We start from the raw sequence: 20,957 nt of genomic DNA, 5'->3' as shown, positions 1-20,957 counted from the left end.
AAAGCCGGTCCCGCTTTTTCCGTTACGGACGGATCCAAACGTTCGAGAACCGCGTGTTGAAGTAGGGCACGTAGTTCTCGACATTCGCGCGCACGGCCTGGGTTTTGGGCGCCACGCCGAACGGGACCGCCATCACCTGATCGAGCGCGATGCGCTGCGCGCGCGCGAAGGCGGCTTGGCGCTGGGCGAGATCGGGTGCCGTGTTCACTTGGTTGAACGCGGCCATATAGGCCGGATCGACCTTGTTGTCCTTCGGCTTGTAGACCGGGTTCGGCTCGGCCATCTGACGCAAAGTCTGCGGCCCGCCGAGCGCGATCACCGTAATCCAGCCCGTGTAGAAGAAGTTCCAGCCTTGGGTTTCGCGCTGGCTCTTCTGCAACGCGGCCGGCCAGTCGAGCACTTCGAGCTCGGCGTTGATGCCGGCGGCCTTCAACTGTTCGGCCATCACGAGCGACGTGTTGTACATGACCGGGAATTGGCGATTGGTCAGCAGCACGACCTTTTCACCCTTATAACCCGCTTCCTGCAGCAACTGGCGCGCCTTGGCCGGGTTCTTCTGGTTCAGCAGTTCCTTGCCCGCATCGGTGAAGTACTGCATGCCCGGATATTGGAACCCGGTGTTCAGCTTGTACTGGCCTTCGGTCGCGGCCTCCATGATCTCGTCGAAATTCATCGCGGCGAGGATCGCTTGGCGCACCTTGGGATTGTCGGTCGGCGGCGCCGACCAGTTCGGATAGGTGACGTTCATCCAGAACGTCTCCAGACGTGCGAGCTTGATCGCGCGGTTGTCGGCCAGACGCTTCTGCGAGGCGGCGGGCACGTCTTCGACGCCGTGGATTTCGTTGACCTCCAGCGCGGCCGTACGCGCCGCCGGTTCGGTCATCATGCGCAGCGTCACGGTATCGACGCAGGCGCGCTTGCCGCCGCCGAAGCCCGACATCGTCGCGTGGCGCGTGTCGGGGCGATAATCGTCGAAGCGGCGCAGGCGCACATGGCTGTCGGCGCGGAACTCGTCGAGACGGAACGGGCCCGTGCCGACCGTCGGCAACTGACCGGCGGCGGCGCCGGCGTTTTCCGACGGGATGATGACGATCGGCACGGTGAACGACGACAGCGCTTCTAGGAACAGCGGCTGACGTTCCTTGAGCTTGATCACGAAGGTGTTCGCGTCCGGCGTCGTCCAGGATTCGACCGGATCGAGGATTGAGCGGTCGATGCCCAGGCGCTTGTAGCGGTCGTAGGACGCCGCGACGTCGGCCGAGCTCATCGTCTTGCCGTTATGGAACTTGATGCCCTGGCGCAAACGGAACGTATAGGTCAGGCCGTCGGCGCTGGTTTCCAGCGTTTCGGCCAGTTCCAGGATCGGGTTCATGCTCTCGTCGCGCGTGACGAGCGTCTCGAAGATGTTCATGGCGGCGTTGCGCGTCGCCGAGGAGTTCGAGGCGTGTTGATCGAGGCCGGGTACTTGGCTTTCCAGCGCGAAGATCAGATCGCCGCCGGTGCGCGGGCATTGGAAGCCTTGCGCTTGCGACGGCGTCGCGGCGAGGGCGACGGCGGTGAGCGCCGTCGCGGCCAGGATGGATTTACGGAGTTTCATTTTTGAGCTCCCTGTTTGGAGGTTGGTTTGCTGGTTCGTTTTGTCGGCGTGATGTCGGACGAAGCCGCCGGTGCGAATTCCACCGGCAGGATTTTTTTGCGCCAGGCGAAGCGCCCGGTTTTCAGGCGCTCGACCAAGGCGGTCGCGGCGTCCTCGCCCAAACGGAAGGCGGGCACGGACACCGTGGTCAGCGCGGGGCGGGCATAAAAATGGTTCTCGAAGCCGTTGAAGCCGGTCACGCGCACGCGGCCCGGCACGTCGATCCCGCGCGCGGCGAACAGCTGCAACGCGGCCAGCGCCATGCGGTCGTTGCCGCCGGCGACCGCGTCGGGCAGGCCCGCCGCGTCGATATGGCGGGCGAGGGTGGCTTGCGTCGCTTCGAAGCCTTCATCGGGGCAGCGGAGCACGACAAGCTCGATGCCCGCCTTTTTGCGCGCGAGCGCCCGGCGCAGCGCCGTCTCGCGCCGCGCCATCGCCGGCCATTCGACCCCGGGCACCAGCATGACGATGCGCTTGGGATCGGAAAGGGCGAGATGCTCGCCGATCGCTTCGGCCCCCGCTTCATCGTCGAGCAGGATCGAACAGCAATCCTCCGCATCCGCCGGGGCGACATCTTGAATGACGACGATCGGCTGACCCAGATCGGCCATACGCTCGACGATGCGTTTGCGTTCGCGCGCCGGGCCCGAAGTGATGACGCATAAGCCGTCGCTCTCGATGCTGCGCAGCATCGGCACGGAAGCGAGATCGTTGGCCGGGCTGCCATGCAGGATCAGGCTGTAATTATGCTTGCCCAAGCCTTCATTGAGGCCCGCGAGCATCGCCGCCGTGAACAGGTCAGAAAGATAATAGGGCGAGGGATCGACGATGACGACGCCCACCGCCATGCGCCGCGCCGCGCGCAACTGGCGTGCGGCCGCCAGCGGGCGATAGCCCAAGCGATCGCGCGCCGCCATCACCCGCCGTGCCGTGTCCGTCCCGACCTGATCCGAACGCCCGTTGAGGACATTGGAGACCGTCATCGTGGTCGTGCCGGCGGCTTGCGCGATATCGCGCAACGTCACGCGGCGGGGCGGGGCGGCGTCGGCCATCAATGCGATTCCCGGGGCGGCTCGCCGCCCGATTTGCCGACCAGGAAGTCGAGATCGACGCCGCGATCGGCTTGGAGCACGTGTTCGACGTAGAGCTTTTCCCAGCCGCGCGTGTAGGGCGACTTGAAGGGTGCGAGCGTTTCGCGGCGCTTGGCGAGTTCGGCGTCGGACACGTCGAGATGGAGTTTGCGGCCCTCGACATCGAGTTCGACCATGTCGCCGTCGCGCACGAGGGCGAGCGGCCCGCCCGCCGCCGCTTCGGGGGCGACATGCAGCACGACCGTACCGAAGGCCGTGCCGCTCATCCGCGCGTCGGAAATGCGCACGATGTCGCGCACACCATCGCGCAGCAGCTTGGCCGGGATCGGCATATTGCCGATCTCCGCCATGCCCGGATAGCCGCGCGGCCCGCAATTGCGCAGGACGAGAACGCTGTCTTTGGTGACGTTCAGCGCCGGATCGTCGATGCGCTTCTTCAGATCGTCGGGGCCGTTGAACACCACCGCCGGCCCGCGATGGCGCATCAATTCGGGCGACGCGGCCGAGGGCTTCAGCACCGCCCCATTGGGGGCGAGATTGCCGCGCAGCACGGCGATGCCGCCCGCGGGCTTGAACGGCTTGTCGAGCGTGAGGATCACGGCCGGATCGTCGATCCGCGCATTCGCGTAGCCGTCGCCGAATTTGCCGCCCGCGACCGACGGACGATCGGGATGTAGTAGATGCGCGATCTGGTTCAGCACGGCGGGCACGCCGCCCGCACGGTGGAAATCTTCCATCAAATGCTTGCCCGACGGCATCAGATCGACGAGGCAGGGCACGTCGCGCCCACAACGATCCCAATCGTCCAGGCCGAATTCGACGCCGATACGGCCGGCAAGCGCGATCAGATGCACGACCGCATTGGTCGAACCGCCCAATGCCGCGCAAAGGCGCACGGCGTCTTCGAAGGCTTCGCGCGTCAGCACCTTCGACAGGCGCAGATCTTCGCGCGCCATTTCGACCGCGCGGCGACCCGCTTCGAAGGCCAGAGCCTGACGGCGGGCATCGACCGCCGGAATGGCGCCATTGCCGGGAAGGGCGATGCCCAGTCCTTCGCACAGGCTCGCCATCGTGGAAGCCGTGCCCATCGACATGCAGGAGCCCGCACTGGGCGAACTTGCGGCCTCGGCCTGCATCAATTCGTCCATTGTCATCCGGCCCGCGCGCACTTCGGCGTCGAGCTTGATGAGGCTCGTGCCCGAGCCCAGCTTCTCGCCGCGCCAATGGCCGGTCAGCATCGGCCCGCCGGAGACCAGCAGCGTGGGCAGATCGACGCTGGCCGCGCCCATCAGCGTGGACGGCGTGGTCTTGTCGCAGCCCGCGAGTAGCACGACGCTGTCCATCGGCTGCGAGCGGATCGCCGCCTCGACATCCATCGCCGCGAGATTGCGATAGAGCATCGTGGTCGGGCGCATCAGCGGTTCGGACAAAGACGTGACCGGGAATTCCAGCGGGAACCCGCCGGCTTCGTAGACGCCACGCTTCACATGCTCGGCCAGCATGCGCAGATGGCCGTTGCAGGGCGTCAGCTCCGACCACGTGTTGCAAATGCCGACGACCGGCCGCCCGTCGAACATGCGCGCGGCATGTCCTTGGTTCTTCATGAAGCTGCGCGCGATGAAGCCGTATTTGTCCGCCGTGCCGAACCACGCGGCGCTACGCGACTTCCGGGCGGGTTTGTCGGCCATGCGGCGTCAGACCTTCAAGCCGCCATGCCACCAATGGGCCAGCGGGTTGGAGTGAATAATGCGGTCGATCGTGTCTTGGCTGACGCGCGGCAAGCGCGTGCCTTCGACCTGATCGTTGATCTTCTGCAAGCCCGCGATGGAATCGGCGACGGTCGTGAACGGAAAATCCGTGCCGAAATAGATCTTGTCGCGGGCGAGAATGTTGTACTCCTGCGCGCAGATCAGAATGTTGTAGTACTGCCACGGCCGGTAATAGAGCGCCGAAACCTCGCAATAGACGTTCGGGTTCTTGCGCGCGACGACGATGCATTCCTCGTACCAAGGGTGGCCCATATGGGCCATGATCATCTTGAGATCGGGATAGCGCGCGGCGATCGTATCGACGTCCAGCGGACGGCCTTGCGCGATCGGCGCGTTCTGGCCGTAGGTCGTGCCCATATGCATCGTCAGCGGCAGGTTCTTGCGCTGCAGATATTCGTAGACGGGCACGAGGCGCGGATCGAGCAGCGACACGCCGTTATAGATCGGGCCGAATTTGACGCCTTTCAGGCCCAAATCCTCGACCGCGTGTTCGAGTAACTCCATGCAATTGGGCATACGCGGATCGACGGCGGCGAAGCCGATGAACTTCTTGGGATCGCGCTTCACCAGACGCGCGGTCACTTCGTCGTCGCCGTCGATGCCGATCGAATCCTTGTAGCGCAGCGAGAACACGATCGCGTGATCGACATCCTTCATCGCCGCTTCGACGGTCGGCGGATCCGACTTGATGGTGAAGCCGCCCGCGCGCGCGATGCCGGCGATCTGGCCGTAAAGCGGCAGGATTTGGGAGTCTTCGTAAACGTTGACGTGGCAGTCGACGATCATGGTCGCGTCCTCACAGAATGCCGTAGCGGGCGAACACGTCGGCGAGCTTGTCGCCGCGTTGCAGATCGGCGAGCGTGTTGCGCTCGCCCGAGATTTTCTCGAAAGCGAGATCGAGCACGCGCTTTTCGTGCGCCTTGGGGATGACGACCACGCCGTCGGCGTCGCCGAAGATCAGATCGCCGCTTTCGATCTTCACGCCGCCGCATTCGATCGGCACGTCGATCGCCATGATTTTGCCCCGGCCCTTGGAGTCGAGCGGCGCGATGCCGCCATGGAACACCGGGAAGCCCATCTTCCGGATCGGTTTGATGTCGCGCACGCAGCCATCCATCAACGCGCCGGCGGCCCCGCGATATTTGGCGGCGGTGCTGAGCAATTCGCCCCATGGCGCCACGCGCACGGGGTTGGAACAGGCGAAGACCGGAATCTCGTCCTTCTTCAAACTGTCGATCAGCGCGATTTCCAGCTCGTAGGGGTTCACGCCGTCGGCGACGTGATAGACCTCCATGAACGCGGCGGTGCGCGCGCGGCCGACCATCACGCTGGCATCGTCCAGCGGACGGATGCGCGAGGGCAGGGCCTGATCCATCAGCCCCGCTTGGTCGAGACAGTCGGACAGAACGGACGCGAAAAGCTTGGTACGGATTTCGTCGAGAGTCCGGGACATTACATCGCTCCGGGTTTGCGGTTGGCGGCGCGTTGGACGCGGATGAGTTGTTCGGCCGTGGACAAGCCGGGCGGGATATCGCGCGGACGGCGGCCCACGCCGTCGATCACGTCGGTGCGGCGCGTTTTGGCGTAAAGCGTGGCCGGTCCGCCCGGCGCTTGGCGGTCGGCGAGGCGATCGGGGAAACGCGTCCATTCGGAGGTGCGCGGCTTGTCGGTCGGCCCGTAATAGAGATGGACCGTGCGCCGCGCCTTGGAGCCAAGCTTCAGCTTGCCGCCATGGATGCAGCGCGCGTGGAACACGAAGGCGGAGCCCGCGGGCCCCAACGCGTCGAATTCCATGCCCGGCGTCACGTCTTCGGGGCGCATATCGACGCGCGGGCCGTGCGTGCCGGGGACGATCGAGAAGCAATGGTCGCTCGGCCCCACATCGGTCAAATAATAGACGACCGAGATCGGGTCGATTTCGAAGCGCCGGTCGTAGGCGCGGATGATGTCGCGATGCCAGCCCTTCAACTCGCCCACGTCGTTCGTGGGTTCGCGCAGGATCAGGCTGAGCTCTTCGATCGAGAAGCGCGGGCCGATCAGTTTTCCCAGCAGCGACAGCACCATCGGGGTTTCGATCAAATGGTCGAAGGCTTCGGTGCGCGTCAGAATGTCGGGGGCGGTGATGAAGCTTTCGCTGAAGCGCGCGAAATCCTCCGGGTGTTCGGCGAGCAGATCGCGAAACGCCTTGTCGGCCTTCTTCACTTGTTCGGGCGACAAGGCCCCCGGAATGACCAGAAACCCGTCGCGGTCGAACGCCGCCTTGGCGGCGTCGAGATCGAGGGCATGCCCCTCGAAATCGGCAAGCATCGTCGTCATGCGGTTCCTCCGGATTGCAGCGCCGTGCGGCGGCGCTTGGTTTCCTTGTCGGCGAGAAAGGCGGGGGCGAGGTCGAGGCCGAGGCCCGGCCCGTCGAGCGGCGTCAATACGCCCTTGTCGATGCGCGGCAGCGCCGTCACCGTGTCGGCGTACCAGCCGCGCAAATAGGCGCGCACGGTTTCCTGCAGCATGGCGGTCGGTGCGCTGATCGATAGATGCGTGCCCGCGACATAGCCGACGGGACCGGTGCAATCGTGCACGCAGAAGGGAAGCTGTGCGGCGGCGGCCATGTCGGCGATGGCGCGCGCTTGGGAAAGCCCGCCGCACCAGCCCGGATCGCAGGACACGATGCCGGCATGGCCCGAGGCGATCAGCGGCAGGAAGGATGATGCGGGCGCCAGCGTCTCGCAAGCCAGAATCGGGATGCGCGTGTCGCGCGCGAGAACGCCCAACGCCGCGATATCGTCCATGCGCAGCGGGTCTTCGATCCAGAGCGGATCGACCGTCTCGACCGCGCGGATGATGCGGCGCGCGCTGGCGACGTCCCATAACGCGTGCAACTCGACCATCAATTCGATATCGCCGCCGACGGCGTCTCGTATGCGCTTGAAGGGGCGCAAACCTTCTTCGATCTGGCGCGCATCGATGCCGACGCCGCGATTGGCGAAGGCCGCGCGATCGAAGGGCCAAATCTTCATGCCCTTGATGCCTTCGGCGACCAACTCGCGGGCGAGGCGCTCGGGCTCCTCCTCGAAAGCGCGAAGATCGTCGAGCGGATGGGGCTTCTTGTCGGTGCCGAACCACGCGTCGACATCCGCGCCGCGTTTGCGCTTCACATAGTGCGGGCCGGCACAGGTGTTGTAGATCGGAATCGTGTCGCGCGATTTGCCGCCGAGGAGCGCATAAAGCGGCTGGCCGGTCTTGCGGCCCAGCAAATCCCACAGCGCGATATCGATGGCCGACGCGGCGCGCATTTCCACGCCCGACGAGGCGTAGCCCGTGGGCTGGCGCACGAGATCGCGGTTGATGCCGGCGATGGCGGCTTCGTCGCGGCCGAGCAGGTTGGGCGCGACGCCGGTGTGAATATAGGTTTCGACCGCTTCGGGCGCGAAGAAGGTCTCGCCCAGGCCGGTCAAGTCGGAGTCCGTTTCGACGCGCACCCACACGAGATTGTCGTGCGCTTCGGTCCGTATCGTTTCGATTGCGACGATCGTCACTTGGTTATGGCCACCCTGTGACGAAACGCTGGGCCTTTAACGATAAAGCTGTCAAGCCGGAATCTGCGGACCCCGCGTTAAGGCTGCGGCTTGATTGGCGAATTTTTGTATGTCGTCAGGCGGACGCGGTCGCTTTGGCAAGCGCCAGTAAAGATCCGGCGTTCAATCCGTCGAGCAGCGAGAAGTGATTGGCGCCCGCCAGATGCAACGGCTTGGGTGCCCCCCAGGCCGTGGCGATGGCGTCCGATTGCCATTTGAACTCGGCGCTTTCGAGATCCCCCAGCGCCACGCCGATCTTCGCCGCACGCGATTTGCGCAGGATCGGGGACAGTGCCGCGACGTGCTCGGCGGACGTGACGCCGATCACCTTCGCCATCGGCAGGAACGGGAAGGGCGTCATGTCGAACAGGCCGGAGAGCAGCAGTGCGGATTTGATCGGGGCGCCGGTTTGACGCGCCGCCATCATCGCGGACAAATGCCCGCCCGCCGAATGGCCGGAGACATGGATCGACGCGCCGTCGACGCCCAATGCCGAACCGTTGGCGGCGATGAAGTCGATGCATGCGCCGATCTGATCGACGATGCCCGACAGCGGAATATCGGGGCACAGCGTGTAATCGACATTGGCGACGGCGTAACCGGCGTCGAGCATGCCTTGCATATATTGCGCGTGCTGTTCCTTGCCGGTCGCCTGCCAATAGCCGCCATGGATGAACATCCATACCGGTGGCGCCTTTTTGCCCTTGGGCAAATAAAGATCGAAGGTCTCGTCGGGCGATTTGCCGTAATGGATATCGATTGCCGAGTGATTGGCGCGCCACGCGACCCCGTCGCGCGTCCATTGGCGGAACAAGGGCCGCATATCCGGCACCTGGTTGCGCGGCGAATATTCGCGCGCGAGCTCGGCGCGCGACAGACCGTGCCACACGGGCTCGGGATTGGGCGCGGGGGCTTTGACGGCCGCGATCTCGACGGCGATGGCGTCGCCTGCCTGTACCGTCACGCTTGTGCGCGCCCCGCCCAAGGCTTCGCGATAAAGCCGGTCGATCACGCGCCGTTGCGGCGACAAGGCGGCGGGGTTCGGCGCGGTCCATACCATGCCGCGCATCGTGCCGGGCGTACCGCCGGCTTTCAGCAGCCCGCCGACCGCTTGCCACAGCGCGTCCGCGAAAGCGGTTAAAGGATCGGCCGCGTTGGACGTGCCGCGAACGGTAAAGACTTCAGACGCCGACATAGCGATGCACCAGCTCCGCATCGCGATCGAGATCCGCACCCGTGCCGGACCACACCGTGCGGCCTTTTTCGATCGCGTAATGGCGATCCGCCAATCGGCGGAGAACGCGCAAATTCTTATCGACGATCAGAATCGATTGGCCTTCGCCCTTCAAGGCTTCGATGCAGCGCCAGATTTCGGCGCGGATCACGGGGGCGAGGCCTTCGGTCGCTTCGTCGAGAATGAGCAGATCGGGATTGGTCATCAGCGCGCGGCCGATGGCGAGCATTTGCTGTTCGCCGCCCGACAACGTGCCCGCCGATTGCGTCAGGCGCTCGCCCAAACGCGGGAACAAGGCGGTCACGCGCGCGATCGTCCACGGCGTGGCGCGCTTTAAGCGGTTGGCGGCGGTCGCGACCAGATTTTCGTGCACCGTCAATGTCGGAAAGACCTGGCGCCCTTCGGGCACGAGACCAATACCCAAACGCGCGATCCCTTCGGGCGGGCGGCCGATCAGCGCCGTGCCGCCGAACTCGATCTTGCCGCCGCGCGCTTTGACCAGCCCCATGATGGTGCGGATCGTCGTGGTTTTGCCCACGCCGTTGCGGCCGAGCAACGTCACGACCTCGCCGCGATCGATCGCCAATTCGATACCGAACAGAACTTGGCTGTCGCCGTAGGCGGCCGCGAGATCGGAAACGCGCAGCATCAAGCGTCTCCTTCGCCGAGATAGGCGATTCGTACGGCGGGATCGGCCTGGATGTCGGCGGTCGAACCCGTGGCGATCGCGCGCCCGCCGACCAGCACCGAAATACGGTCGGCGAGGGAGAAGACCGCCTCCATATCGTGCTCGACCAGCAGCATCGCGAAGCGGCCTTTGAGGCTTTGCAGCAACTCGACCATCTGCGCGCTTTCGACCGCACCCAGGCCCGCCATCGGCTCGTCGAGCAGCAGCAAGCGCGGCTCCATGGCCAGCGCCACGGCGAGTTCCAGCTGTTTGCGCTCACCATGCGACAGCGATGCGACGGGTTCGTCCGCGCGCGCTTTCAGGCCGACGCGCTCGAGCAGCGCGTAAGCGGGATCGCGCAAGCTGCGATCGTCGCGCGCCGCGCGGAAGAAACGGAAAGAGTGGCCTTGATGCGCTTGCACCGCCAGCGCGACGTGGTCGAGGGCGGTGTATGTGCCCATCAACTGGACGATCTGGAACGTGCGGCCCAAGCCGCGATGGACGCGCGCGTGCACGGGCAGGGCGGTGATGTCTTGCCCGTCGAGCAGGATGCGCCCGGCATTCGGCGCCAACTCGCCGGTCAATTGGTTGATGACCGTCGTTTTGCCCGCGCCGTTCGGGCCGATCAGCGCATGAACTTCGCCCGCGCGCACGTCGAGCGTCAGGTTGTCCGTCGCGGTCAAGCCGCCGAAGGTCTTGTAGAGGCTTTCGATCGACAGCAGCGGCGGGACGCTCATTTGCCACCTCCGCCGATGAATTTGAACAGGCCCGACAGACCGCCACGGAAATAGAGAATGATCAGCAGCAGGATGGGCCCGAGGAACAATTGCCAGCGCTCGGTCCAGCCGCTGAGGAGTGTTTCGAGCGTCACCAGCGCGAAGGCGCCGAACAACGGCCCGAGCAGCGTGCCGGCCCCGCCGAGAATGACCATCACCATCAGCTCGCCCGATTTCGTCCAGTGCAGCATGTCGGGGCTGACGAAGCGCGCGTAATTCGCGACCAAACCGCCCGCGAGACCGGCACCCATGCCCGCGATGGTGAAGGCCGCGAGCTTGTAGCGATAGACGGCGATGCCCAGCGCCGCCACGCGGCGCTCGTTCTGGCGGATGGCGCCCAGCACCATGCCGAAACGCGACGCGGCGATGCGCCACAGCAGCAGATAGAACCCGATCGTCACGATCAGCACGACGAAATAGAAGGTCAAGTCGTCGCGCATGTTGAGGTCGAACAGCGCGTTGCGCCGGCGGATGATCAAACCGTCGTCGCCGCCATAGCGCTTCAACGCCACGAACAGGAAGAACAGCATCTGCGCGAAGGCGAGCGTGATCATGATGAACTGCACGCCCGACGTGCGCAGCGCTAGCGCGCCGATCAGCAGCGCGAAGGCGCCCGCCACCAGGATCGCGGCGGGTACGGCGATCAGGAATTGCTCGGTGCCGGGGATGAAGCCGAACAGCGGCTCGCCGATGCGCACATGCTGGAACAGGATGCCGACCGTGTAGCCGCCCACGCCGTAGAACGCGGCATGTCCGAAGCTGATCATGCCGCCGAAGCCGAGCACCAAATTTAAGCTGCCCGCCGCGATCGCGTAGATCAGCAGGCGCGTGGCGAGCGGCGTGGTCGCGGGCAGGCCGACGGCCTTTGCGATGAACGGCAGCGCCACCAACGCCGCGATCAGGATGGCGATCGCGATCAGCGCCTTGCCGGAGAATTTGAAGGGATCGTGCATCGCCCGCCTAGCTCCGCGCCGGGAACAGCCCTTGCGGGCGCCAGAGCAACACGATCGCCATCAAGACATAGACGCCCATCGAGGCGAGGCCGGCGGAGAGCTGGTCGGCTTCCGACGGATCGGCGAGCAATCCGCGCACGAGTTGCGGCAGGAAGGCGCGCAGCAGCGTATCGACGAGGCCGACGACGATGGCGCCGAACAAGGCGCCGCGGATCGAGCCCACGCCGCCGACGACCACGACGACGAAGGTCATGATCAGGATCTGCTCGCCCATGCCGACCTGGACCGACAGAAGCGGCCCGGCCATCACGCCCGCGAACCCGGCGAGCAAGGCGCCCAGGCCGAAGACCAGCGTGTAGAGAAGCTTAATGTCCACGCCGAGCGCGCGGACCATGTCGCGGTTGGTGGCGCCCGCACGGATCAACATGCCCAGACGCGTGCGCTGGATCAGCGCGTAGAGGCCGGCGGCGATGACAAGGCCCGCGACGATGATCGTCAAGCGATAGACCGAGAAGGTCATGCCCGGCAGAATTTCGATCGAGCCCGACAAAGCCGGGGGCACGCCGACGAACAGCGGCTGGCGGCCGACGATCAGGCTGATGGATTCGTTGAACAGCAGCACGAGGCCGTAGGTCGCGAGCACCTGATCGAGATGGTCGCGGTCGTAGAGTTTGCGGATGACGAGATATTCGATCGCCAGGCCGGTGACGGCCGCCGCCGCGAGGCCGGCGGGAACGGCGAGCAGGAACGAACCGGTCGCCGAAGCGGCGATCGAACCCGCATAGGCGCCGACCATGTAGAGCGAGCCATGGGCGAGATTGATGATGCCCATGATGCCGAAGATCAGCGTCAGCCCCGCCGCGAGCAGAAACAGCATGACGCCGAGCTGCAACCCGTTCAGAACCTGTTCGACGAAAAGAAGCGACATGCCGATCCGAAAACGCCCGCGCCGAAAATCGACACCCGGAAACCGGCCCCCGAACTCGGGGGCGGCTTCCGGGCGCGATTCAAACGCTTAGAGTTTGCACTGAGGCGCGTAGATGTCGCCATGCGCGGTCAGCACTTTGCGCTGCGTGACGATTTGCATTTCGCCCGAAGCGCTCTTGCCGGCCTTCAGCGCGTACCAGTCCTGGATCGGGTGCTGGTTGGGGCCGAACTTGAAGGCGCCGCGCACCGACGCGAAGTCGGCCTTCACCATCGCCGTGCGGAAGTTCTCCGGCTTGATGTCGCCCTTGGTCTGTTGCAACGCCGCGGCGATCGCCAGCGCCGTGTCGTAGCTCTGCGAGGCGTAGTAGGTCGGCGTGCGGTTATGCTTCTGCGTGAAGCCGGCCATGAACTTCTTGTTCGCCGCGTTGTCGAAATCGACGTTCCAGTGCGACGACACCCACAGCCCGTCGGCGACGTCGCCCACGGCCTTCAGCGTCGTGTGGTCGAGCGACGGGGCCGCCACGACCATCGGCACGCGGCCGATGAGGCCGGCTTGCGCGTATTGGCGCAGGAAGGCGATGCCCAGCCCGCCCGGATGGAACTGGAAGACCACGTCCGGGTTGGCGGCGCGGATCGCCGCCATTTCGGCCGCGTAGTCGGTTTGGTCGAGGCGCGTGTACTGCTCGCCCACGATCGTGCCGCCGAACATGCGCTTGAAGCCGGCGAGCGCGTCCTGGCCCGCTTGATAATTCGGCGCCAGGATGAAGGCGCGCTTGTGGCCGAGTTCCTTGGCCACTTGGCCGGCCGATTCGTGCAGCGTGTCGTTCTGCCAAGCGATCGAATAGAAGTTCTTGTGGCATTCCTTGCCGGCGAAGTTCGACGGCGAGGCGTTGGGCGACACATAGATCGCGTCGGCGTCCAGAATATCGGGCAGCGTGGCGCCCAGGATGTTCGAGAACACGATGCCGGTCAGCAGCTTGATGCCGTCGTTGCGCAGCATGCGCTCGGCGACCGTCTTGCCTTGGCCGGGGCGGAAGCCGTCATCTTCCACGACGACCTGCACGGGCACGCCGCCCAGCTTGCCGCCTTCCATTTCGACGGCGAGGTTGAACGCGTCGCGGATATCCGCACCGATATAGCCGCCGGGACCCGACAACGTCGTGATCAGGCCGATGCGCACGGCGCTTTGCGCGCGCAGCAGCGACGGGGCGGCGAGGGTGGCGGCACCCGCACCGGCGACGGTGAGGAACGTTCTTCTCTTCATCTTTGCCTCTCCTGTTTTGAGCCTCGGTCTCGGCCGAAAGCTTTAGACTTAAACTATTTCTAACCCAACGGCCGGACGCTGCCTAGCCGTCAGATTTTGACCCAGCCCGGCGGCGGCACTTTGCCGGGATGGACCGATCCGCAATGCGGGCAAACCCGCGCCTTTTCATCGGCGTAGAAGGCATCGTAAAGCGGCGGCAGGTCTTTGACGATATCCTTCAATTCCACTTCGACGCGGTGGACTTTGCCGCCGCATTCGAAGCAATACCACTCGAAACCGTCGATATCGCCGGGGCGGCGCGCGCCCTCGATCACCAGGCCGACGGAATCGGCCACCGGGCGCTGGGGCGAATGGATGGTGTGGGGCGGCAGCAGGAACACGTCGCCTTCGCGGATCGTGACGTCGTAGATCTTCCCGCGATCCGCGATCTTCAGGATCATGTCGCCCTTCAGCTGATAGAAGAACTCCTCGGCCGGGTCGTCGTGGAAGTCGACGCGCGAGTTCGGCCCGCCGACCACCATGACGATGATCCCGCCGTTCTGATACAGCGTCTTGTTGCCGACGGGCGGCTTCAGGAAATGCCGGTTCTCGTCGATCCATTTCTGGAAGTTGAACGGCTGGCGAAACGAAAGATCGGAAACGGGGGGGGAGGGTTGGTCGAGGATGGACATGACTTCTTCTCCCTTCAGCTGAGTTTGAGACCGCTTTTCGCGATGGCGGTTTCGATCGCCTTCTTTTCGGTATCGGTCAAGCCCAGCAGCGGCATGCGGACCTCGCCGCCGGTTTGGCCCAGGCAATCCTGCCAATATTTGGCGTGGGCATGGGGCTTTTCGGCCGGGCGGCTGTGTTTGAAGGCCTCGCGCACCGGCTCCAGGCTGTCGCGGATGCGCTTGGCTTCCTCGATGCGGCCCGCGAAGGCGAGGTCGGTATAGTCGCGCATGCGCTTGTCGGCGGCGGTCTGGAATAGGAAAGGCGGGTTGGAGCAGAGATAGACCTGCCATTTGAGTTCGACGATGTTGTCGAACCATTCCTCTTCCGATGCCGTCGAGACGATCAGATTGTCGCCCGCCAAGCGCGTGAGCTCCGAATACATCGGGCGCGGCACCGAGTACTTGATTGCGACGACGTTCGGGATCTCGGCGAGCCGTGCGCAAAGCTGCGGACTCATCAGATAGCCGGAGTCCGGATGGCTCCACAGCGCGATGCCGATATCCACCTGGCGCGCGACATGGCTGTAGTAGTTGAACAGCGTCTCGTCCTGCGCTTTCAGGAAATGCAGCACGGGCGCGTGGACGACGATGTAGTCCGCCCCGGCCTTCTGCGCGTGCTTGGCGAGTTCGATCACCGTGTCCATGTTCTGGTCGGAGCACGACATGATGGTGCCGGCACGCTTGCCGGTCGCTTCGACCGCCAGATCGAACATGCGCTTGCGCTCGGCCAAGCTCATGGAGAAGAATTCGCCCTGCTTGCCGGCGATGAACAACCCGTCGATGCCCAGCTTGCCGACCCAATGATCGACATTGCGCTGGAAACCGGCCTCGTCGATCGCGCGTTCGGGCCCCTTGAAGGGCGTCAACGCGGCGGCCCACACACCCTTCATATTGGTGCGGGCGTAGGTCTTGGCTTCGCTGCGGGAATATTTCATCGCGGTGTCTCCCGGTTCGTCAGCCCATCGCCATGCGATGGGAGACGTTCTTCACGATCATATAATGGTGCAGACCTTCCGCACCGCCTTCGCGGCCGTAGCCGCTTTCCTTGACGCCGCCGAACGGCGTTTCGGCGACCGACGCTTCCAGCGTGTTGATCGACAGATTGCCGCATTCCACGCCGTCGGTCAGCAGATCCACGTTGCGCGCCGAATGGGTGAAGGCATAGGCCGCCAGCCCGAAGGGCAGGGAATTGGCCTTCTCGATGCCTTCCTCCAGCGAGCGCACGGGGGCAATCAGCGCCAGCGGGCCGAACGGCTCGACGCTCATCGCTTTCACGTCGTCGGGCACGTCGGCGAAGACGGTGACGGGGAAGTAATAACCGCGGTTGCCGATCCGTGTGCCACCCGCCAGCAGCTTGGCGCCTTTGGCTTTGGCATCGGCCGTCAATTCCTCCATCGCCGCCAAACGGCGATGATTGGCGACCGGGCCCATCTGCGTGGCGGGGTCGAACCCGTCGCCGACCTTGATCGCCTTGGCGCCTTCGACGAACGCGTCGCGGAACGCGGCGTAGTTCTTTTCCAGCACGAAGAAGCGCGTGGGCGACGTGCAGACCTGGCCCTGGTTGCGCGACTTGCGGATGACCGAAAGCCGTGCCGCCTCGATCGGGTCGACGTCGTCGCACACGATGACCGGCGCATGCCCGCCCAGTTCCATCAGCACGGGCTTCATCGCTTGCGCGGCGCGCTCGCTCAGCCATTTGCCGACGGCGGTCGACCCGGTGAAAGCGACCATGCGCACCGGCTGGCGTGGTATGAGATAGCTCGAAATATCCGCCGGCACGCCGAAAACGAGATTGAACACGCCAGCGGGCAAACCGGCGTCGTGCAAGGCGCGCGCGATATGCACGGCCCCCGCCGGGGTTTCCTCGGCCGCCTTGATGATGATGGCGCAGCCCGACGCGATGGCGCCCGCGATCTTGCGGCAGGGCTGGCTCATCGGGAAATTCCACGGCGAGAACGCGGCGACCGCGCCGATCGGCTGGTGATGGACGATGTAGCGAATGCCCTGTTCGCTGGGGATGACGCGGCCATAGAGACGCACGGCCTCGCCCGCATCCCATTCGAAGAATTCGCAGCCGCGAATGACTTCGAGCCGCGCTTGCGCGATCGGCTTGCCGTGTTCGCGGGTGATCGACTGGGCGATCTCCTCCTGCCGTTCGCGCATCAAGGCGGCCGCACGGCATAGAATCGCGGCGCGCTTATGCGGCGAGGTGCGGCTCCACAGCGCAAAACCCTTGGCGGCGGCGGCGAGGGCGTCGTCGAGATCGGCTTTGGTCGCGACCGGGCAACGCCCGATTTCGGCTTCGTCGGCGGGGTTGAGAATGGGCAGCGTGTCGGACGTCTTGCGCCACTTGCCGTCGATATAAAGCCCGATTTCGGGATAGGCCGGCATCTTCGCTGTGCTCCTGTTCGCCTCGATTGATCGGGATTGTCCCGCCGCCGGGTTTGAGAGACTAGACGGAATTTTCGGATTGATTGATAGTCCTGGCCTATGAATGTCGAGTTACGCCATTTGCGCGGCTTCATGGCCGTCGCCGAAGCGGGCGCCTTCCGCCGGGCGGCGGAACGCTTGCGCATCAGCCAGCCCGCTTTGTCGGCGCTGATCCGCGATTTGGAGCAGCAGGTCGGCGTCGCATTGTTCGATCGCACGACGCGCCGGGTGGAGATGACCCAGGCCGGGCGCGAATTCATGCCGCAGGCTGAAAAACTGCTCGCCGATATCGACACGTCGCTGCGGGGTTTGACCGATCTCGCCCAGCGCCGGAAGGGCCATGTCGCCGTCGCTTGCGCGCCGCTGCTGGGCAGCGTGTTGCTGCCGGGCTTGATCGCCGCGTTCACCCGCGCGTATCCAGGTGTCCGGGTTTCGTTGATCGATGCGGGCACGGATATGATCGTCGACAAAGTGCGCGGCGGCGAGGCCGATCTGGGGATCGGCACATTTGCGGCGGGCGAGGCGGGAATTTCGCAAACAAGGCTGATGCACGACACGCTGATGGTGTTCGCACCGGCAACCGAAACGGGCGGGCGCAAGCGCCGCTCGACGACCTGGGCCGAAATCGCCGACGCACCGTTGATCGCATTGACGCGCGAAAGCGGCTTGCGGGCCCTCGTCGAAATGGGCTTCGGCGGTTTGGGCCGGCCTGCACGCCCGGCCTATGAGGTTTCGCATGTCACGACGGCGGTAGCGCTGGTCGAGGCGGGACTGGGCATCGCCGTGCTGCCCGCGATCGCGCGCAAGATCGCGCATGACCGGCGCGTGACGCTCAAAGAGCTACGCGGACCGCAAGTCGGCCGCGATATCAGCCTGATCGCGGCGTCGGGCCGTTCGCTCACGCCGGCGGCGGCGGCGTTTACGGCCCTTGCGCGCGCGAACGCGGCGAAGGCCTTGGCGCATGGCGGCGTGGGGGATCGCAAGTGACCCGTGCGTGGCAACGCATGTTGTCGGGTCGGCGGCTCGATCTGCTCGACCCGTCGCCGCTGGATATCGAGATCGAGGATATCGCGTTGGGCTTGTCGCGCGTCGCGCGCTGGAACGGCCAGACGACGGGTGCGCATGGCTTCTCGGTGGCACAGCATTCGCTTCTGGTGCTCGACATCTTCGACGCGGCGATGACGCGCCCGACGCGCGAGATGCGCCGGGCGGCGTTGCTGCACGATGGCAGCGAGTTCGTCACCGCCGACCTCATTACGCCGTTCAAGGCGGTGATCGGCGATTCGTATAAGTCGCTGGAGAAGCGCGTGCAGGCGGCGGTGCATCTGCGATTCGGCTTGCCTGCGCGCCTGCCGGAAGAATGGACGCTGGCGATCAAGCGCGCCGACCGCGAAGCCGCCTATATCGAGGCGGTGGCGCTGGCCGGTTTCACCGAGCCCGAAGCGCGCAAGGTTTTCGCCTTCCGCCGCACGCCGCATGTCGCCACGCTGAAAGCATGGTCCGCCGAAGAAGCGCGCGAAAAGTTTTTGGCGAAATTCGCGAAGCTCGCTTAGCTCTTCGGCAGATCGCTGCGGTCGATCGTCGCCTGCAACGCGTAGAACCCGGCTTCGAACGGGCCGACGGCGCCGCTCGCTTCCAGCGTCTTGTCGGCCAGCGCCGCGCGGCAATATGCGGCGAATTTCGCCTCGTCGCCCCAGCCTTCGACGATCACGATCCAGCGGGGGACGCGATTGGCCACGCCGCGCGCTTTCTCCTCCGCATTCACCACGGCGCTGGCATCGGCATCGGCGCGCAGCAGATGCGCGCCCGCGATGAAGCCTTGGCGCGCGATCGCCGGCAGGATCGTTTCGGCGAGCGCTTTGCGATGTTCCTCGGCGCGCGCAGGCGCCACGTCGTAGCGCCAAGTGGCGGCGAGACCGCCTTGGCCCGACCCGAAGCTCGCCCCCACCGCGCAGATCGACCGCGCGACATTGCGGAAATGCTTCACGGTCGACACGGTCCACGGCGTCGGGCTTTGCAGCCGCGCGTGGTAGGCGGGGCCGGTCACGTCGCCATGGGTTTGCGCTTCGTAGAGATTGAAGAATTCGAGGTTCGCGTCGCGCGCCACATAACGGCGGCCGCGCAGGAAACCGGGGATGGCGACGCGCTCGGGCATGTGCTCGGTGCCATGCCACGCATAGAATTCGTCGCGGCCCTCGGGGGCGATGTCGTGCCAGATCGCGACGGCGCCAAGTCCAACCAAACTCATCGATTTCTCCGCGTTTCTTAGGGTCGTAAAGCAAGACGATCTAAAAATGATATTGCATTCCAATTTGGAATTCAGTATCAATTTTTCATAATCGCTCTGGGAAACCGCCCGCCACCAACGAGACATCCATGACGGTCAACGCAGTCGAGCGCTGTCTTGCGATCATCGAGGTTCTGGCCGGCGAGGCGGAGCCGATGGAGCTGTCCGAGCTCGCGCGCCGCGTCGATTTGCCGGCCAGCGCGGGTCACCGCATTCTCGCGACATTGATGGCGCGCGGCTGGGTCGTGCAGGACCCCGCGACGCAGAGCTACGCGCTGTCCTTGCGCCTGAGTACGCTCGCCTTCCGCAATCTCGACGCGCGCGCCGTGCCCAACATGGTGCAAGCCGTGCTCGACCGTTTGGCCAAGCGCACGGCCGAATATTGCCGCTTGGCGATCGTCGAAGGCGAAGACCTCGTTTGGGTCGCACGCGCGCAAGGCGCACCGCCGGGCCTGCGCTACGACCCCGATATGGGGCAGGAGATCGTGTTGCACGCGACCGCCAACGGCAAAGCCTGGCTATCGACGCTGCCCGAAAGCGAAGCCTTGCGCATCGTCTGCGCGCGCGGCTTCAAGGCGCGCCGCCCGCTGGGCCCGCGCGCGGTCAACGATGTCGAAGGGTTCCGGCGCGAACTCGCCGATGCGCGCGCGCATGGCTACGCCAAAGCGGTGGACGAGGCGGAGACGGGGACGGCGGCGTTGGCCGTGCCGTTCTTCGCGGGCCTTGATTCCCGGTCACCGGTCGCGGGCACGATTAGCGTTGCGGGCCCGATCCTGCGCATCGATCCCGCGCGCTACGCCGATCTCGCCGACGCGTTGAAAGCCGCATCGCGCGAGATCGCGGAGATCTGGCCGTTGCGGATCCGCCAGCGCGACATGGCGCCCGCATGAACGCCGCCTTCGCCCGCCTTCGCGAGCCCGTGCTGTGGTTTGCCGGCTTGTTGCTGCTGTGGGAACTGGTCGTGCGCGTGTTCGCGTTACCGACCTTCGTGCTGCCCGCACCGTCGAATTTCCTGATGCGCGTGGTCAACGAGTATCCGCGCTTCGTCACGCACGGGCTGATCACCACGCGCCTCATCATCTACGGCTTCGTCGCGGGCGCGGTGCCGGGCCTGATCCTCGCTTATCTGATCGCGAATTCGCGGCGCTGCGAAATGCTGCTCTATCCGCTGGTCGTGTTCATCCAGGGCCTGCCCAAGATCACGCTGGCGCCGATGATGCTCGTGTGGTTCGGCTACGCCGATTTCCCCAAGATCCTGCTGACGGCGCTGATCACCTTCTTCCCCGTGCTGGTCGACGGCGTGGCGGGGTTCAAGGCGGCGGATCGGCGCTTGTTCTATTTAAGCCGTTCGATGAACGCGTCGTGGTTTCAGACCTTCCGCTACATCGAATTGCCGGCGGCGGCCCCCGCGATCTTCTCCGGCTTCAAGACCACGATCGTCATCGCGGTGACCGTCGTCATCGTCGTCGAGTGGATGAACTCGAATAACGGGCTCGGCTACATCGTGCTGCGCGCGATGGACAACAAGGACACGCCGCTGATCTTCGCCACGCTGGTCGTCGCGTCGGCGATCGGTGTGGCGTTGAGCTACGCGATGGCGTCGCTCGAGAAATTGCTGCTGCCCTGGCGGCGCAAGTGAAC

General features: G+C 65.0%; 21 protein-coding genes. 4 read left to right on the top strand and 17 right to left on the bottom strand.

Annotated elements, in window-relative coordinates:
- Positions 1–22 precede the first annotated feature (22 nt).
- From J0H39_11710 to J0H39_11635, 16 genes are all read right to left on the bottom strand, one after another.
- Positions 23–1,597: an ABC transporter substrate-binding protein gene (locus J0H39_11710; protein ID MBN9497411.1), complete on the bottom strand. Its 1,575-nt coding sequence runs from the start codon at positions 1,595–1,597 to the stop codon at positions 23–25.
- A complete protein-coding gene (locus J0H39_11705; GenBank protein ID MBN9497410.1) occupies positions 1,594–2,688 on the bottom strand; it encodes a LacI family DNA-binding transcriptional regulator in 1,095 nt (364 codons plus the stop codon). Before J0H39_11705 ends, J0H39_11710 begins: the two co-directional genes overlap by 4 nt.
- Positions 2,688–4,415 carry a dihydroxy-acid dehydratase gene (locus J0H39_11700; GenBank protein MBN9497409.1) on the bottom strand — a complete coding sequence of 576 codons (1,728 nt, stop codon included), beginning with the start codon at positions 4,413–4,415 and terminating at the stop codon, positions 2,688–2,690. The genes J0H39_11705 and J0H39_11700 overlap by 1 nt, the downstream gene beginning before the upstream one ends.
- A gap of 6 nt (positions 4,416–4,421) precedes the next feature.
- A complete protein-coding gene (locus tag J0H39_11695; GenBank protein MBN9497408.1) occupies positions 4,422–5,282 on the bottom strand; it encodes an amidohydrolase in 861 nt (286 codons plus the stop codon).
- Between the two features lie 10 nt (positions 5,283–5,292).
- A complete protein-coding gene (locus J0H39_11690) occupies positions 5,293–5,949 on the bottom strand; it encodes an RraA family protein (protein MBN9497407.1) in 657 nt (218 codons plus the stop codon).
- The gene (locus tag J0H39_11685) at positions 5,949–6,812 is read right to left on the bottom strand and encodes a phytanoyl-CoA dioxygenase family protein (protein MBN9497406.1); all 864 of its coding nucleotides are present in this window, start codon (positions 6,810–6,812) and stop codon (positions 5,949–5,951) included. Before J0H39_11685 ends, J0H39_11690 begins: the two co-directional genes overlap by 1 nt.
- Positions 6,809–8,029: a mandelate racemase/muconate lactonizing enzyme family protein gene (locus J0H39_11680; protein MBN9497405.1), complete on the bottom strand. Its 1,221-nt coding sequence runs from the start codon at positions 8,027–8,029 to the stop codon at positions 6,809–6,811. Before J0H39_11680 ends, J0H39_11685 begins: the two co-directional genes overlap by 4 nt.
- 115 nt (positions 8,030–8,144) lie before the next feature.
- A complete protein-coding gene (locus J0H39_11675; GenBank protein ID MBN9497404.1) occupies positions 8,145–9,263 on the bottom strand; it encodes an alpha/beta hydrolase in 1,119 nt (372 codons plus the stop codon).
- Positions 9,250–9,951 carry an ABC transporter ATP-binding protein gene (locus tag J0H39_11670; protein ID MBN9497403.1) on the bottom strand — a complete coding sequence of 234 codons (702 nt, stop codon included), beginning with the start codon at positions 9,949–9,951 and terminating at the stop codon, positions 9,250–9,252. The genes J0H39_11675 and J0H39_11670 overlap by 14 nt, the downstream gene beginning before the upstream one ends.
- On the bottom strand, positions 9,951–10,706 hold the full coding sequence (locus J0H39_11665; GenBank protein ID MBN9497402.1) for an ABC transporter ATP-binding protein: 756 nt from the start codon (positions 10,704–10,706) through the stop codon (positions 9,951–9,953). The genes J0H39_11670 and J0H39_11665 overlap by 1 nt, the downstream gene beginning before the upstream one ends.
- Positions 10,703–11,698, bottom strand: a complete 996-nt coding sequence (locus tag J0H39_11660; protein MBN9497401.1) for a branched-chain amino acid ABC transporter permease — start codon at positions 11,696–11,698, stop codon at positions 10,703–10,705. Before J0H39_11660 ends, J0H39_11665 begins: the two co-directional genes overlap by 4 nt.
- Positions 11,699–11,705: 7 nt before the next feature.
- Positions 11,706–12,626 carry a branched-chain amino acid ABC transporter permease gene (locus tag J0H39_11655; protein ID MBN9497400.1) on the bottom strand — a complete coding sequence of 307 codons (921 nt, stop codon included), beginning with the start codon at positions 12,624–12,626 and terminating at the stop codon, positions 11,706–11,708.
- A gap of 87 nt (positions 12,627–12,713) precedes the next feature.
- The gene (locus J0H39_11650) at positions 12,714–13,889 is read right to left on the bottom strand and encodes an ABC transporter substrate-binding protein (protein MBN9497399.1); all 1,176 of its coding nucleotides are present in this window, start codon (positions 13,887–13,889) and stop codon (positions 12,714–12,716) included.
- 89 nt (positions 13,890–13,978) lie between these two features.
- Positions 13,979–14,560 carry a 3-hydroxyanthranilate 3,4-dioxygenase gene (locus J0H39_11645; GenBank protein ID MBN9497398.1) on the bottom strand — a complete coding sequence of 194 codons (582 nt, stop codon included), beginning with the start codon at positions 14,558–14,560 and terminating at the stop codon, positions 13,979–13,981.
- Between the two features lie 14 nt (positions 14,561–14,574).
- A complete protein-coding gene (locus tag J0H39_11640) occupies positions 14,575–15,534 on the bottom strand; it encodes a dihydrodipicolinate synthase family protein (protein ID MBN9497397.1) in 960 nt (319 codons plus the stop codon).
- Between the two features lie 19 nt (positions 15,535–15,553).
- Complete coding sequence (locus tag J0H39_11635) at positions 15,554–16,990, bottom strand: NAD-dependent succinate-semialdehyde dehydrogenase (GenBank protein ID MBN9497396.1); 1,437 nt, start codon at positions 16,988–16,990, stop codon at positions 15,554–15,556.
- 99 nt (positions 16,991–17,089) lie between these two features.
- On the opposite strand from J0H39_11635, the gene J0H39_11630 reads away from it, so the two are divergent.
- Positions 17,090–18,016, top strand: coding sequence for a LysR family transcriptional regulator (locus J0H39_11630; GenBank protein MBN9497395.1), 927 nt, complete (start codon positions 17,090–17,092; stop codon positions 18,014–18,016).
- A gap of 17 nt (positions 18,017–18,033) precedes the next feature.
- Entirely contained in the window at positions 18,034–18,582 is a 549-nt protein-coding gene (locus J0H39_11625) for an HD family hydrolase (GenBank protein ID MBN9497394.1), read from the top strand.
- Here J0H39_11625 and J0H39_11620 read toward each other — a convergent pair.
- Positions 18,579–19,277 carry a hypothetical protein gene (locus J0H39_11620; GenBank protein MBN9497393.1) on the bottom strand — a complete coding sequence of 233 codons (699 nt, stop codon included), beginning with the start codon at positions 19,275–19,277 and terminating at the stop codon, positions 18,579–18,581. The two genes, J0H39_11625 and J0H39_11620, sit on opposite strands and share 4 nt — an antisense overlap.
- A gap of 128 nt (positions 19,278–19,405) precedes the next feature.
- Here J0H39_11620 and J0H39_11615 point away from each other — a divergent pair, with 128 nt between their 5' ends.
- Both J0H39_11615 and J0H39_11610 read left to right on the top strand, forming a co-directional pair.
- On the top strand, positions 19,406–20,206 hold the full coding sequence (locus J0H39_11615) for an IclR family transcriptional regulator (protein ID MBN9497392.1): 801 nt from the start codon (positions 19,406–19,408) through the stop codon (positions 20,204–20,206).
- Positions 20,203–20,955 carry an ABC transporter permease gene (locus J0H39_11610; GenBank protein MBN9497391.1) on the top strand — a complete coding sequence of 251 codons (753 nt, stop codon included), beginning with the start codon at positions 20,203–20,205 and terminating at the stop codon, positions 20,953–20,955. Before J0H39_11615 ends, J0H39_11610 begins: the two co-directional genes overlap by 4 nt.
- Positions 20,956–20,957 lie beyond the last annotated feature (2 nt).

This window comes from Alphaproteobacteria bacterium, assembly GCA_017308135.1.
Taxonomy (GTDB): Bacteria; Pseudomonadota; Alphaproteobacteria; order CACIAM-22H2; family CACIAM-22H2; genus Tagaea.
The sequence above is the reverse complement of the archived record's forward strand: the minus strand, read 5'-3'. Positions and strand labels throughout refer to the sequence as shown.